This window comes from Kordia sp. SMS9 (genome assembly GCF_003352465.1).
Classification (GTDB): Bacteria; Bacteroidota; Bacteroidia; order Flavobacteriales; family Flavobacteriaceae; genus Kordia.
Map to the genome: position 1 here is coordinate 3,397,318 of NZ_CP031153.1, position 17,935 is coordinate 3,415,252.

Genomic DNA, 17,935 nt, shown 5'->3' on the forward strand with positions numbered 1-17,935 from the left:
CATCAATTTCACGGAAAGAATGTATGTTTTGAGAAAATTCATTTTTTATACAATCTTACTGATTTTATGATTGTTTTTCACCTTATAAAATAGTGTAGAAAAATAAAAAACAGTATAATTGTATATTTAAAAACTAAAACATTATTTCGAACTATTTCTCCCCCTAGAAATAATTAATTTAGAGAGTATCTTGTAAGTAAGAAAATCTTACTTTTTAAACATCGACAGAAGATTATGAGTTTCAAAATCGCAAGTGTTGCGGTATAGAGCATGTTTCTATCTCGATTTTAAATACTTACTAAAGCACAAAATATTTTTCGAATTGAACAATATTAAACAGAAAATAGCGTCAGATTATTGGTTGAAAAAAATCAATAATAGTTCAAAAGTACATACAAATTCCATGGGAAGTGGTATGATGGAAAAGTCACACGTTGAAACTGGTGAACTGTCCTATTTTAAGCAGCTAACCAATGCAAATCCTATAGCAGAATATACAATCTTGTTGAGTGTGTATGCAGCGTTATTAAATCGCTACTTTGAAGCAGGAAACTTGATATATTCATCCAAACTAGGCGCAGATAATTTAAATTTATTAGTAGACAATCATCCTGTAAAAGATGCTACTATTAAAACATATCTTCAAACCATAAAAAAGGAAGTACAAGAAGTGTATAAGTTTGCGGATCATGCAAATCAACTCATAAATAATTATCCTTTTGAAGCGTATGCAACCTATGGTTTTTTATACAATACTTCAGCCAAAAAAATAGCCACTCCTTTTTGTCTTTGTGTTGATAAAAATATGGAAGGATGGAGCCTAACTATTTCCTTTGATCCAAATTTTGTAAGTCCAACTTTTGCGAAGCATTTTGTGCAGACTTTTCAAAGATGGTTAACTTCCTTAAAAACCATTCTCGATACAAAAATTACAGAAATATCTATTGTAACAAAAGCAGAAGCTCAACAGTTACTTCATGACTTTAATGCAACGGAATTGGCTTTTCCAACAGATGAAACCTTGATTGATTTGTTTGAACAACAAGTTAAAAAAACACCCAATGCTATTGCTGTGGTGTACAAGGAAGTTTCCTTAACGTACAAAGTGCTGAATGAAAAAGTACATCAACTTGCTTACTTTTTGATCAACGATAAAAATGTTGCTCAGGGTGATTATGTGGGAATCAAATTGGAAAGAAATCAACACTTACTCATTGCAATTTTAGCAGCATTAAAAGCAGGTGCCACCTATGTGCCGATAGATGTGACTTATCCTAAAGATCGCATTGATTACATAGAAAAAGACAGTCAATGCAAATGTATTATTGATGCAGCTATGTATGATGACTTTTTGAACAAAACGTCAACGAGACATACAAAATTCAACATACAAAATCGTTCTTCGGAAAGTATAGCGTATATCATTTATACCTCTGGAACCACAGGAAATCCAAAAGGTGTCATGATTTCCAACCGAAATGCCGTCGCACTTATCTATTGGGCGAAAAAAGAATTTGCTCTCGATAAGTTTGATGTCGTATATGCTGTGACATCGCATTGTTTTGATTTGTCTATCTACGAATTGTTTTTTCCATTGGCAACAGGAAAGAAAATTCGAATACTAAAAAATGCACTTGCGATTGAAGAAGCTATTTCACAAGATAAAAAAGTGCTCATAAACACAGTGCCTTCAAGCATTCGAAATTTAATTACAAATAGCACTTTCATACAAAATACAAGCATGATCAATCTTGCAGGAGAACCGTTTCCTGTAGATGTAGCCAATGCACTCAAAAATACTGCTGTAGCGGTTCGAAATCTATACGGACCGTCGGAAGATACTACGTATAGTACGTTTTATAAAATTCAACCCAAAAAAACGTATCAACACAGCATTCCTATTGGGAAACCTGTGGCAAACACACAAGCGTACATTTTAGATGATCACTTGCAGTTAGTGCCTATTGGAATGTACGGAAAACTCTATCTATCTGGAGAAGGATTGGCAAAAGGATACTTACACAAACCAGCTTTGACTGCTGAAAAATTCATTGAAAATCCGTTTGTGGAGAATGCAAAAATGTATGATACAGGCGATGTGGTAAAATGGACGTCAGATGGCAATATCGAATTTTTAGGAAGAAAAGACTATCAAGTCAAACTGCGAGGTTATCGTATTGAATTGGGTGAAATAGAAAATACGATTCGTACGTTTTCTGAAAATATAGTAGAAGCAGTTGCGATTGTAAAAAATGAAAACCTGATTGTTTTCTATGAAGAAAAAGCAATCGAATCACGTGCCGAATTAATCGCTTTTCTAAAAAAGAAACTGCCGGCATACATGCAACCAAATGCTTTTGTGCGACTGCCCAAAATTCCTTTAACTCCGAACGGAAAAACAGACCGAAAGCAATTAATGGAATTCAGTGTCGATTTCCAAGCGGAAAGTGAATATGTAGCTCCTGAAAATGAAATTCAACAAGAATTGGTGCGCATTTGGCAAGAAACACTCAGCCTTCAAAAAATTGGAATTGATGATCATTTTTTCGAACTCGGCGGACAAAGTTTACTGATCATTCAAATTGTCAATAAAATTTACAAACAACTTCACAAAACGATCAGTTACGAGAATTTCGCTGGAAATCCAACCATTCGTGCCATTAGCAATTTGCTAACGGAAAAGCAATTTCAACCGATTGCCAAAGTAGCTTTACAAGAAAACTACGCGGTAACCGCTGCGCAACATCGAATTTGGATATTAAGTCAGTTAGAAGGTGGAAACATCGCCTACAATATGCCTGGCGCTGTGATGCTAAAAGGTGAATTGCACCTTGAAAAATTTGAAAAGGCATTTCAGCAATTAATAGACAGACACGAAATACTCAGAACCTATTTTGAAAGCAATTCTGATGGAACTATTCGTCAAACAATCGTTCCAAAAGAAAAGATACAATTTCAGCTGAACGTATTGGATTATCAAGATCGAAAAGCGGAAGTGGCAGGATATGTAGAAGAAAACCAAAAAATACCATTCAACCTTGCCAAAGCGCCTTTATTACGAATAAGCTTGCTAAAATTGGCAGTAGACAACTATGTGTTTTCATTGGTAAAGCATCACATCATTGGCGATGGCTGGTCGATGGAAGTATTGATTTCAGAAGTCATTCACAACTACAATCAATTACTACAAAACGATCAATTCACCCCAAAAGAATTACCACTTCAATTTAAAGAATATGCCGCTTGGATGGCATCACAAAAAACAGCGGAAGCGTATCAAATAGCAGAACGTTTTTGGTTGGAACAATTTCAAGGAAACATTCCTATCTTAGAGTTGCCAAGTTTTAAAAAACGTCCAACCGTACAAACCTATCATGGAAAAACGGTCAATCATCAATTTTCCAAAGAATTCCTAGCAAAAATCAAGCAATTTTCAACAGCAAATGAAGCAACCTTATTTATGACGTTGATGGCTGGAATGAACACATTGTTGTACCGTTACACAAATCAAGAAGACCTCATCATTGGAACGCCAATTGCAGGAAGAGAACATCCCGATTTAGAAAATCAAATAGGATTATATCTAAACACCTTGGCAATTCGTACGCAACTTGACAATGATTACAATTTTAACGAACTGTTACAGCAGCAAAAGCAAATCTTGCTAAACGCTTACAAACACCAACGCTATTCATTTGATGAATTGGTGTCTAAGCTAGCTATAAAACGTGATACGTCCCGTTCCCCATTATTTGATGTCATGGTGGTATTGCAAAATCAAAATCAAATTACTTCCATAACATCCGAAACCAAAACGCTTCAAGGTCTAGACGTTGCACCTTACGCGCTAACACGAAACACGGCGCAAGTAGATATGAGTTTTACTTTTGTGGAGAAGGATGACACGCTTCACTTAGAAATAGAATACAATACAGACATTTACGATGCTTTCTTACTAACGCGTATTTTCCATCATTTTGAAAACCTATTGAATCATGCGATCAATACACCGAAAGAAAAATTAGGGAAGCTAAAATATCTTACTCAAGAAGAATCTGAGCAAATTACAACAGAATTCAATGATACGTTGGTGGAATATCCAACAGAAAAAACCATCGTACACCTGTTTGAAACGCAAGCGGAAAAAACACCTAAAAATACAGCAATTCAATTTGAAGATACGAAGCTAACTTATGCTGAATTAAACCAGAAAGCGAACCAATTAGCGGATTATCTGCGAAAAAATCACAACATTCAAGCGAATGATTTAATCGCGATAAAATTAGCGAGAAGCGAACGTCTTTTCATGGCAATTCTAGGAATTTTAAAATCTGGAGCTGCGTATGTGCCAATTGATACAAACTATCCGCAACAGCGAATTGAATATATAGAAAAAGACAGCAACGCGAAGGTAATAATTGATCCATCGTTTTTGGAAACCTTTGAAAAAGAAAGCGCAAACTACAATACAGAAAATTCAAACAACAAAGCGTTGCCAACTCACGTAGCGTATGTCATTTATACATCGGGAACTACAGGGAATCCTAAAGGTGTTATGATTTCGAATGCGAGTCTTTTAGATTATACGCTTACGTTTAAAAACTATTTTGGAGTTACTGAAAACGACCGATCTTTACAACAAGCAAGTCTTTCGTTTGATACGTCCATAGAAGAAATATTTCCAATCCTCATCAGTGGCGGAACACTCATCATGCTCAAAGAACACAGCGAATTTGATCTTTTGGCAAACATCTGTGAAGCACAACAGGTAACGATTTTAAGCACCAATCCGTATGCGCTACAATTTTTAAATCAAACCTATAAAAATTACAACTTTAGCTTTCGAATTCTCATTAGTGGCGGCGATATTTTAAAGTCTGAATATGTAGACAAACTGTATCTTGAGTATCAAGTTTTCAATACGTATGGACCGACAGAAAGTACGGTTTGTTCAACGTATTACGAAATCAAAACACTCAGCGAAACCCTTCCGATTGGGAAACCCATTGCCAATAGAAAAGTGTTGATTGTAGATGAAAACAACAACATTCAGCCAATAGGTGTAAAGGGCGAACTCTGTATTTTAGGAAAAGGCTTGTCGCTCGGATATCTGAACCGAAGCAAGTTAACGGATGAAAAATTTGTAAAAAGTATCTTGTCAGAAGATGCTAAAATGTACACATCGGGTGATGTTGCCAGATGGCTTCCTGACGGAACTATCGAATTTTTAGGAAGAAATGACGATCAAGTAAAAATCAGAGGTTATCGTATAGAACTTGGAGAAATAGAAAGTACGCTGCTTGAATTTTCAGAAGAATTTACACAAGTCATCGTTGTTGTAACAGAAATAAACGGAGAAAAAGCACTCGTAGCGTATTATGCCGCTGCTGCTGAAATTGAAAAAGAAACACTTAAAAACTTCGTATCAGAAAAGCTGCCAGACTATATGGTTCCTAGCTTTTTTGTGCAATTGGAAAGTATTCCTATAACGCTCAATGGAAAAATAGACAAAAACAAACTTCCTGCTATTTCGGAGGAAGACATCATCAAAAAACCATACATCGCTCCAAAAAATGCTACGGAAGAAGCATTGGTGTCCATTTGGAAAGCACTCTTAGAAATTGAAGTCATTGGAACACAAGATGATTTCTTTGAACTTGGCGGACACAGTTTAAAAATTACAAAGCTCAAAAACAGTATTGAACAAATCTTCAATATTTCCATGAGTTTTAGCGATTTATTTTTGAAAACTACGATTGCAGCACAAGCAAATCATATTGGAACAGCAGCAACAGAAAACCATCAAGAAATACCAAAAGTAGCAACGAAATCAAAGTACGAATTGTCTTCCGCACAACAACGTATTTGGATATTAAGTCAGTTTGAAGGCAGCAATGTTGCCTACAATATGCCAGGCGTTTTTCAACTCAAAGGTGCAATTGACGCTACCAAATTGGAACAGGCTTTTCAACAACTTTTGCAACGACACGAATCCTTGCGTACACAATTTGTGTTGGATGCTTCTGGGACGATTCAGCAACAAATTCTGTCTGTAAGCGAATGTGATTTTAAACTGATGCAGGAAACGATTGAAGCGCAAGCAAAGCAATTAGAAGCGATCAATGCATTGGTGACACATGTGTTCCATCTTGAAAAAGCACCGTTAATTCGTGCAAAATTGATCAAAACGAGGCATGAAAACTATCTCTTTGCGTTTGTAATTCATCATATTGTAAGTGATGGTTGGTCGATTGATATTCTTAAAAATGAACTGTTCCATCTGTACAATCACAAAGATGCTGCTCATCATGAATTGCCCGCATTGCGAATTCAGTACAAAGACTATGCAGTTTGGGAACGAAAACAACTCGCTTCAGACAAATTAGAAGCGTCAAAAGCATATTGGGTGCAACAATTTTCAGGCGAACTTCCTGTAATTGATTTGCCATACAAAACGCGACGTCCGCAACAAAAAACCTATTCGGGAGCGAAAAAAGAAATTGCCCTTCCCACAGCAACACTTACTGCTTTACAAGCAACATGTACGTCCCATCAAACGACTTTATTTATGGGCTTGTTGGGTATTGTAAATATCTTAATTTACAAATACACACGCCAAAACGATATCATCATTGGAACACCGATTGCAGGAAGAACGCATGCCGATTTACAACATCAAATAGGCGTGTACATCAACACGCTGCCCATACGAACGCAGATTCAAGAAACGGATTCCTTTCAAGACATCTTGGCAACCATCAAAAAAACTACATTAGAAGCCTATAAACATCAAGCATATCCATTTGATACTTTGATAGATGATTTGTCAATTGCCCGCGATTTAAGTAGAAATCCGCTATTTGATGTCATGGTGACTTTGCAAAATACAGATGAAGAAAAGCATCAACAAAACAACATCGAAAATGTTCAGGTAACACGTTTTGCCCACACAAATGCCGTTGCTGCAAAATTTGATTTGGATTTTATGTTTGAAGAAACAACAACTGGTTTAGCCGTTTCGTTAGTATACAATACAGCGCTGTTTTCAGATACCTTCATTACTGCATTCATGGAGCAATTTGTCACGCTTACGGATAGTATGCTACAAAATACAACCGAAAACATTGCTGCATTGTCCGTTTTGACACCGCAACAGGAACAAAAACTATTGGTTGCGTGGAACGATACAAAAACGGTTTTTGATGAAGAAAAAACTGTCTTAGATTACATTCAAACGCAAGTTGTAGCACATCCAGAAAATACAGCATTGCAAGATGCAATGCACAACATCTCGTATGCAGAACTTGATCAACGTTCCAATAAAATAGCTTACTATTTGGTACAAACCTTAGGAACAGTTGCACAACCTATTGGCGTGGTATTAGATCGTTCTGTACACACATTGGTATTGATCATTGGCATCTTAAAATCTGGAAAATCGTACATTCCGCTCGACGCCACATTTCCATTAGAACGATTAAAATACATCGTACAGCATAGCGAGATTAAAACTGTCATAGCCAATCAAAATTTTACGGCAATGCAGGATAAAAATATTCAGTGGCTAACTCTGGAAAACATTCTTGTTGCATGTCAAGAATCTCCTGTAATTCAATTGCCAAAAGTCAACAAAAAAGATACAGCATACATTATCTATACTTCGGGTTCTACTGGAAATCCGAAAGGAGTAGAAATAGCACATGCTTCTTTAGCAAATTTTTTACGGAGCATGCAAAAAACGCCAGGCATAGCTGCGGAAGATACTTTATATGCAGTAACAACCTACGCGTTTGACATTTCAATACTAGAATTCTTTGTGCCTTTAATTTCTGGAGCAACAACGTACATTGCCAACAATGAAACCTTGATGGATGTTGAAAAAATCATTGAAGAGCTCAACTCTACACAACCCACAATCATACAAGCCACGCCAAGTTTTTATCAATTACTGTTCAATGCAGGTTGGGAAGGGAATTTGGCACTAAAAGTATTGTGTGGAGGCGATGCTTTAAACGAATCTTTGGCGCAACAATTAGTGGCAAGCTGTAAAGAAGTTTGGAATATGTACGGTCCGACAGAAACCACAATTTGGTCTACCACAAAAAAAGTAACCAAAGAAAACGGAGCTAATTCCATTGGAAAACCGATTGCAAATACACAATGTTATGTACTAGATAAAAATCTGCAAGTATTGCCAGAAGGTGCGCAAGGCGATTTATACATTGGCGGAAAAGGACTCGCTGTAGGTTATTACAAAAACGAAACACTGACGTCCGAACGCTTTATCAAAAATCCTTTTGGAGACGGACGCATTTACAATACGGGCGATTGTGTCGCTTGGAATCCTTCGGGAGAACTTTCTTTTTATGGAAGAAATGACTATCAAGTAAAAGTGCGAGGCTACCGTATAGAATTAGGCGATATTGAAACACATCTTAATGCGATAGAAGCCATACAACAAGCCGTTGTTTTGGTGAAAAAAGACAACGCCGATCAGTCGATATTAGTAGCGTATTATGTAACAAATAATAGCATACAGCTTGCAAAGATGAAAGCGTTGCTAAAAGAAGTGCTACCTGCGTACATGATTCCTGCGGTTTTTGTTGAAATTAATGACTTTCCGCTGACACCCAACAAAAAAGTAGATCGGAAAGCTTTGTTAACGCGCAACGATGCATTGCAGTCACAAGAAACGGAATATATTCCGCCACAGACAGAAACCGAAAAACAACTTGCAGCACTATGGAAAACACTCTTACTCGATGAAAACATTGGAAAAACAGCCAACTTCTTCGATTTAGGAGGACACAGTTTAAGTGCTGCCAAATTGGTGAGCTTAGTCCAACAAGAATTTTCCATAAAACTGACCATTAATAAAATATTCGAATTCCCCGATTTGGAAAGTATGGCAGACCATATTGACAACATTCTATTAGTGCAGCAAAGTCAAAATCAAGATGACGTAGAAACAGAATTTGAAAATTTTTCATTTTAAAATAACCAATAATAAGAACCGATAACCTAATTAAATGACAATAGATACTAAAACAAAGATGAATATCATGAAAAAAAGAGTAACCATGAAAAAAAAGATGCACTTCACTATCTTTTTATGCCTATTTTTAGTTGGATTTACAGCCTATGGACAACTAGAAGTTAAGGGGAAAGTTATAGATCAAGAAACCCAAAAACCTATAGATTTTGCTGAGGTTATTTTGACGAATACTAAAACTCAAAAAATAATAGGAGCAATTACCACGATTGAGGGTAACTTTTTGTTGAAAGCAGCAGCAGGAGACTACAAATTTCAAGTGATATTCTTAGGGAATTCATTGTACGCCAAAGACATTTCTTTGACTAAAAATATGGATTTGGGAACGATTTCGGTAACCAATTCTGAGGAATTAGATGCTGTTACAGTAGAAGCAAAGAAAAAAGTGATTGAACGTAAAATTGACCGTGTGGTATTCAATGTAGAAAACTCTACGCAAGCTTCACAAGGAGATGTATATGAACTACTAAAAGTAGCCCCTGGACTTCGTGTACAAAACAATTCTATTGGAATGATAGGAAAGGCTCAAGTAAGCGTGATGATTAACGATAAAATACTACAACTAACGAATGACGAATTGGCAAACTTTTTAAAATCCATAGCTTCCGAAGATGTACAATCTATTGAAGTTATTACTACGCCGCCTGCAAAATACGAAGCTAGTGGAAATAGTGGTTTGGTCAATATCATCCTGAAAAAAGCCAAAAAAGATTCATGGAATGCACAATTGCGTTCTTACTATCGTCAGCAACGATATGCCAATAGTTCATTTGGAGGGAATTTTAATTATAATAAAAACAAATTTAGTGTTGCAGCTTCTGCCAATTATCGACAAGGAGATTACTATCAAGAGCAAGATGATAGCGCTTTTTTTCCAGATGGATTGTGGCAAACAATTTCTCCATTTCGATCTAAGACAGATGGACTAAACGCAAGAATAGATGTAAACTATCAAATTAGCTCAAAATGGTCTATGGGCGCACAATATTTATACAACAGAACAGACTACAATGTAACGGATGCGCCTTTTACTCCAATTTTTGATTATAATACAGGTGAAATTACGAGATCGTTACTATCAGAAGGAAGAATGGATTTAACACCAGAAGTACATTCTTTAAATTATAATAATGAAATAGAACTCGATACTTTAGGAAGAAACATTAGTATCAATTTAGATTATTTTACCTACGGAAATCCAGATACAAAAACATACAATGGTGTTTCTACCGTGCTAGAACCTTTTTCAGAACAATTCTATCGAGGAGTCAATATCAACGATCAGGCAATACAAAACTTTTCAGCAAAAGTAGATGTTCAAGTGCCTACCAAATGGGCAAATGTTGATTTTGGAGGAAAATTTACAAAATCGACTTCCGATAATGATATCTTTTTCTTCAACAGCGGTTTGGTAGATGCGCCAGTGACCAATTTGCCAATTTCACAAAATGACTTTGAATATGATGAAGACATACAAGCATTATACGCATCTGCCAGCAAAGATTTTGGAAAAAAATGGAGTTTAAAAGTGGGACTTCGTTTAGAGGCAACGCAAACCAACTCTTCATCTAATAACTTAGGTCTGAACGTAGATAACGATTATACAAAATTGTTCCCAACGCTTTATTTATCTTACAATGCCACGGAAAATTCTAACTTTTCTTTAAACTACAGCAAGCGAATTCAGCGTCCAGGGTTTTTTAGTTTAAACCCAAATATCTATTTTTTAAATCCTTTCCAATCCATTGAAGGAAATGCTTTTTTACAACCTTCATTTGTAGATAACATACAAATATCACATAGCTATAAAAGTTTCACAACAAATTTATTTTATACTATTGAAAATGAAACATTTGCACAGGTTCCATTGCCACAATCAGACACCAATGTAATTCGTTTTACAAATGAAAATTATGTAGATACACAGCGATTTGGAATTTATGAAAACTTTTATTTCGACAAATATTCTTGGTGGTCTAGTAATAACAACTTTGTCGTCAATTATACCATTTCAAAGTTCGATTTAGAACAGGCAGAAGAAGATCAAAAAGGATTCAATGCTACATTTTCAACCTATAATGACTTTACGCTAAACTCAGATAAAACCTTGTTTTTTGGACTTAACTATTGGTATGCTTTTCCAGGTGTCAATGGAATTTTTGATACCAAAACAGCCAGCGCATTATCCTTGTCATTTCAATATTTACTCTTAAATAAAGATATGAACATCACGCTGCGTGCCAATGATATTTTTAAAACATCTGCTGATAGAACGGAAACGGTCATCAACAACGTATTACAAACTGCCCGCTATTACTACGATGCCAGATATTTACAACTATCTGTGAGTTATAAATTTGGAAACAAAGATATCAGCGCAAAACGTCACAGAACAGGAAACCAAGACGAAAGAGGAAGAATACAAAACTAACAAAAGACGATTGATAAATACGCTTTTTAATTTATGAAGGAATTACTCCAAAAATTAAATGCACTTCAAATAGTGGTTACACTCAATGGAGACACTTTAGATGTCAAAGCACCGAAAGGCGCCATGACAAAAGCTTTATTGATAGAACTTAAAGCGCACAAAGAAGCACTCATTGATTTTCTAAAAGCCTATCAGGTAACACCAGCAATTCCGAAAGCAGCTGCACAGGAAAGCTATGTATTATCCTCTTCACAATACCGTATTTGGTTATTGCAACAATTGGAAAAAAACAACGCAGCTTACAACATGCCGAGTGCATTTTCTGTGGAAGGAATTATAGACAAAAAGCTTCTTGAAAAAGCATTTGAATTGTTGGTAAAGCGCTATGAAATTTTGCGAACCAATTTTAAATGGTGTGCAAAACGCAATATGCCAGTGCAAATTGTCAATGACGCAACCGCCAAGAGTTTTTCATATACGTATATGGATCTTTCTGATGAAAAATCCAATCAGTCCAGAATCGCACAAGAAATTAAAGCCGAAGTCGCCTATAATTTCGATCTTGAAAACGATCCTTTATTGCGAATCACACTTCTTAAAACTGGCACAAACACGCATGTATTAGTTTTTGTAGTGCATCATATTATCAGTGATGGAGGTTCGTCAGCAATCATCGTTAATGATGTATTTGAATACTATCGTGCGTTGGTTTCGAAACAAGAAATTACGCTTCCAACACTAGAAATTCAATACAAAGACTATGCAGTATGGGAGCAACAACAATTGCAAACTCCCGCAATGGAAGTGCATAAAAACTATTGGACTTCCATATTTAAACAAACGACAACTGCTGTTGAACTGCCTACAAGTTTTTCAAGACCTTCCAAAAAAACATACAACGGACATTGCATTGCAAAACACATTCCTACGCAACATTTTGAAACATTGTGCAAAGCAGAAGGAGCTACACTCTTTATGGGAATTACAGCATTACTCAATGCATTGTTCTATAAATACACTGGAAGTACACAAATAACCATCGGAAGTCCAATTGACGGTAGGACAGAAGCCGAGTTGGAATCTCAAGTTGGATTCTTTGTAAATACATTTGGAATACAAACAAACTTTGCAAAAGAACATACATTCGCAGCACTTTTACAACAGGTAAAACGCAAAACACTTGAAGCATTTCAACATCAACACTATCCGTTTGATGCGCTCATCAATGATTTAGGAATCTCTGACCGATCGCGAAATCCGCTATTTGACGTCATTGTTTCCATAGTACCATCTGAAACAGCATCATTACAAAAAGAGCAAGCAGTCAACGTCACCGAAATATCACTAGGAGACACGACAAGTAAGTTCGATTTGGAATTTGTATGGCATGTAAATGCTACAGAAACTGAACTTCGACTCACCTACAATACAGATATATATTCTGCTGATTTTATACAGCAAATGCTTGGACATATAGAAACATTGCTACAAAATATAGTGGCGAATTCCAATGCGAGTCTTCAAGAATTGCAGTATGTGTCAAGCCAAGAAAAAAACAAACTTCTTCATGAATTCAACACACCAATTCTGGAAGTTAAAACGACAGGAACTTACATACACGTTTTTCAAAAAGAACTAGAAAACAACAAGGAAAACGTTGCGGTTGTAGAAGATGGCAAAACCACTACGTATGCACAACTCAATGAAGAAGCAACAAAACTAGCTTCCTATCTGCGCGATCATCATGACATAAACGCAAAAGAATTTGTCGCCGTACAACTTCCAAGAAGCAAATCGTTGTTAGTAGCATTTTTGGCAATTCAAAAATTAGGTGCTGTATATGTTCCGATAGATGCAAACTATCCACAAGAACGAATTGATTTTATTATTGTTGACAGTCAAGCCAAATGTATCATTGATAAAAGTTTTCTAGAAAAATTCTTTACCGCAAAAATTGACACTGTATCCGACATAATTCCAGAAACAAATGCCCAAGATTTGGCATATATGATTTATACTTCTGGATCGACAGGAACTCCGAAAGGTGTGATGATTTCGCATGAAAACCTTATAAATTTATGTCATTGGCACATTGACTATTATGCAGTTTCCGCTGCGAGTCACGCTACCTTATATGCCGGAATTGGTTTTGATGCTTCCTTATGGGAAATGTGTCCGTATTTACTAGCGGGCGCGACTTTACATGCCGTAGAAAAGCAAGAAACGCGAATTAATATTGAAGCTTTAGCAAATTTTTTAAAGACACACAAAATTACGCATACCTATCTGCCAACCGCTGTATGTCAAGAATTTGTGATGCAAAATGTCTCATTGTCGCATCTAAAAATACTAACTGGCGGTGATACCTTACACTTAAAAAATGCTCCAAAGTTTACACTGTACAATAATTACGGACCTACTGAAAACACAGTAGTTACGACAGCGTATCCGATAGTGAACCATGCACTAACATCACCAATTCCTATTGGGAAACCTATTCACAATACACAGGTGTATATTTTGGATAAAAACCTAGACATAGTTCCTGTTGGTATTCCTGGAGAACTCTACATTGCAGGAAAAGGAGTTGCCAAAGGATATTGGAATCGTCCAAAATTAACAAAAGAACGCTTCGTAGAAAATCCATTTCTACTAGGAGAAAAAATGTATGCTACGGGCGATTTGGTAAAATGGTTGCCCAATGGTGAAATTTTATTTTTGGGAAGAAAAGACAATCAAATACAATTGCGCGGATATCGTGTAGAACTTGGAGAAATTGAAGCAGCAATTGCAAATTCCTTTCAGCAAATTCAGCAAGTAACTGTTCTAGAAAAGGAAGGACAATTAGTAACATTTTTCACAAGTGAGGACGCACTTGATAGTGAAAATATTAAAAAAGCCTTACAAAAAACAGTGCCAGCGTACATGGTGCCAAATTCTTTTACACGTTTGGAAACTGTACCGTTAACGCCTAATGGAAAAGTAGACCGTAAGTATTTGCAACAACTTTCTATTGCTAAAACGCAAGACAAACCACTTGTAGCCGCAAAAACCGACATTGAAAAAGAACTTGTAACAATATGGAAAAAGGTTTTAAACCTAACCGAAGTAAGTGTAGAAGATGATTTCTTTGAACTTGGCGGACACAGTTTGATGCTCATGAAACTCATGGTCAATTACCAAGAAACGTTTCAAATATCGTTAGATTTGTCTAGCTTGTATGCACATACACAATTGATACAACATGCAAAATTACTCTCTTTAAAAAAACAGCAACACATTGAAATTCCATCGTTAGAAGAACAAGCACATTACGAGGTTTCTTCCACACAATTGCGGTATTGGCTGATTGATAAAGTAAAAGGGAAATCCAAAGAATTTAACATCACAAATACTTTTGCTTTACCCAAACAGATCGATAGCATTCTTTTAGAAAAAGCAGTCTCAAAATTGGTGGCGCGACATGAAACACTGCGAACCACTTTTGTTGATGTAGCAGGCATTCCTAAGCAAAAAATTCATAAAACCAATTCGGTAACACTACAGCATTTTACTTCGGAAGCAAACGCGCAGCAATATGCGTTTGATCATATTTTTGATCTGACACAATATCCGTTATATAAAATTGCGATAACAGACACAAAATTATATTTCAACATTCACCACAGCATTTGCGATGGCTGGTCCGTACACATTCTCTACAGAGATTTGATGAAATTATACGAAGAAGCACAACATCAAACAGCGGCGAATCTTCCAAAGTTGACTATTCAATACAAAGAATATGCAGCATGGCAAAATCAACGTGAACAGACCGAAGAGTTTGCTTATCAAAAACACTATTGGGAAGAACAATTAAAAGGACCACGCGCGTACATACAATTGCCCACAGATTTTCCTGAAACCATACAATCAAAAGCTTCAGTATGTAAAATTGTGATTGAAAAAGAATTGCAACAACAAATTGTAAACAACGCTACACAACACAATGTGAGTACATTTACCACGTTTCTAGCAGCGTTTAAAATATTAATCTACAAACTCAGCTACGAGCGCGACAGTATTGTAGGAATTCCAGTGGCGAATCGTGCACATTATCAAATCAACAATTTGGCAGGTTGTTTTTTAAATACGTTGATGTTGAGAGATACTATTGACGAACAACTGTCAATAAAAGACTGGATACAACAAGTGCACAACACACTTACGGAAGGTTTGACACACCAAAGTTATCCGTTTGAAAATGTATTGGAAACACTTGAAATTACACAAAAAGATAAATTTCCGTTAAGTCCTGTATTTTTGAATATGGTTGATTTTGATGCAACAGAAGAAACAATAGACGCCACAGGAATGGAGTTTGAAAGTACCGCACTTCCTCCAAAATTTGACCTAGAATGTTATGTAAAAAGCTTTGCAAATGGCTATACGATTGATTGCGTATACGACGATCAACTATTTTCACAAGAAACCATCACATTGTGGATGCGCAGTTATGTTGACATGCTACAACAAATGGTAAATAATGATGCAAAAAGCATTGCGTCGGTCACAACTTTTGAAAATGTACCGAAATTTACACAAGAATTACCACAACGAACATTTACGCGCTTTGAAGCAGAAGAAATAGACCAAACCGTAGCACAACGCTTTGAAAAGCAAGTGAAGCTTCATGCTGATGCAATTGCCGTTACCGCGAATGATCAACAATTTACATATCAAACCATTAACAATTACGCCAATCAAGTAGCCAAAAAAATAACCGAACAAGAGCAGGATACAAAAAGGATTGCCTTGTTAGTTTCTCACAATGAAAACACGGTTATTGGAATGTTAGGCGTTCTAAAATCAGGACATGCGTATGTGCCAATTGATGTTGAAAATCCAATACAACGCATTCAATTCATTCTAAAAGATGCAGCATGTAACATCTTAGTCTATGATGCGGCTGTTGAACATAAAATTTTACAACTAAAAGAACTATTTCCATCATTACTATTCATAAACTTGTCGGATACGCTACAAGACGGAATTGCCTTAGAAAATCCTGTTAATAAAAGCGTTCCAACAGATGAAGCGTATGTTTTATACACGTCAGGATCTACAGGAAATCCAAAAGGAGTCGTGCAAACACAGCGAAATATGTTGCATTACATTCGGGTATATACGAACAATGTTGCCATTTCTACTACAGACAATCTAAGCGTATTTTCAACCTATAGTTTTGATGCTTCTATAAAAGACATTTACGGAGCCATTTTAAACGGCGCTACGGTACGTTTTTATGCAATTCCTGAGAAAGGATTGGCAGATTTGGGCGATTGGATCATGGAAGAAAATGTTTCCATCATACACATGGTTCCTACAATTTACCGTTATTTCATAGGAACATTGCCAGAAAATAAGGTGCTTCATACCGTACGTTTGGTAGATTTAGGCGGAGAAGCATCCTATGCATCTGATTTTGAGTTATTCAAAAAACATTTTCCAACCCATGCATACTTAGTCAACGATTATGGACCTACGGAAGCCACCATTGTATCGCAACATTTCTTAAAACAAACCACACACATTCACAAAAGTAGCTTGCATTTAGGAAGCGCTGTCACAGAAACAGAAATTTATATTGTAGATGCGCACGGAAAAGAAGCTGCTGTGTATGAAGAAGGAGAAATTGTGTTTAAAAGCCCCTATATCTCCAAAGGATATTTGAACCTTGCAGAAAAAACCAACGCAGTATTTACGCAAGATACTGAAAATCCTGAATTGTACAGTTATCGTTCAGGCGATATAGGAAAGCGTTTCCCAGATGGAACTATTGTGTATTTAGGAAGAAAAGATACGCAAGTAAAAATCAATGGATATCGTATTGAACTTTCTGAAATTGGATTGCAAATAGCTGAATTAGAAAGCATTACCAAAGCAGAAGTATTAGTGCAGACTTTGGACGCGAAAGAATATATAACGTGTTATTACACAGGCGAACACAAAGAAAATGCAGTTTTCAAAGCAGCTTTAAAAGACCGTTTGCCAGGCTATATGATTCCTTCTGTATATGTACAATTGGCATCATTTCCGTTAACACGTACTGGAAAAATTGATCGCAAGGCATTGCCAGCACTTACAGAAGAAGTTATCAAAACAGAAGCTTACAAAGCGCCTGAAAATGACATACAACAATGTTTGGTAGCTATTTGGTCAGCGCAATTGAACATAGCTTCTGAACAACTAGGTATCAAAGATAATTTCTTTGAAATTGGAGGAAACAGTTTGCAGTCCGTAACCATCATCAATACCATTAATAAAACATTTGATATCGCACTATCAATTGAAGATTTATACGAATCACTCAACATTCAAGATTTATCAAAAGTCATTCACTTTGCCACCTTGCAAAAGCGACAAAGTGAAGCAACTTCTGAGGATATGGATGAAATTATGTTATAAAAAAA

General features: G+C 36.2%; 3 protein-coding genes. All 3 read left to right on the forward strand.

The genetic code is table 11. The features are described from left to right. Nucleotides 1-322 precede the first annotated feature (322 nt). Nucleotides 323-8,995 (forward strand): non-ribosomal peptide synthetase, encoded by an 8,673-nt coding sequence (locus KORDIASMS9_RS14420; RefSeq protein ID WP_114903516.1) that lies wholly within the window; start codon nucleotides 323-325, stop codon nucleotides 8,993-8,995. Between the two features lie 67 nt (nucleotides 8,996-9,062). Next, nucleotides 9,063-11,483: a TonB-dependent receptor domain-containing protein gene (locus KORDIASMS9_RS14425; protein ID WP_162819972.1), complete on the forward strand. Its 2,421-nt coding sequence runs from the start codon at nucleotides 9,063-9,065 to the stop codon at nucleotides 11,481-11,483. 33 nt (nucleotides 11,484-11,516) lie between these two features. Next, on the forward strand, nucleotides 11,517-17,930 hold the full coding sequence (locus tag KORDIASMS9_RS14430; protein WP_114903518.1) for a non-ribosomal peptide synthetase: 6,414 nt from the start codon (nucleotides 11,517-11,519) through the stop codon (nucleotides 17,928-17,930). Nucleotides 17,931-17,935: the final 5 nt, after the last annotated feature.

Excerpts from the sequence above, each read along its gene's own strand:
- KORDIASMS9_RS14425 (WP_162819972.1), top strand. The coding sequence starts at position 9,063 with ATGAAAAAAAGAGTAACCATGAAAAAAAAGATGCACTTCACTATCTTT.
- KORDIASMS9_RS14430 (WP_114903518.1), top strand. The coding sequence starts at position 11,517 with ATGAAGGAATTACTCCAAAAATTAAATGCACTTCAAATAGTGGTTACA.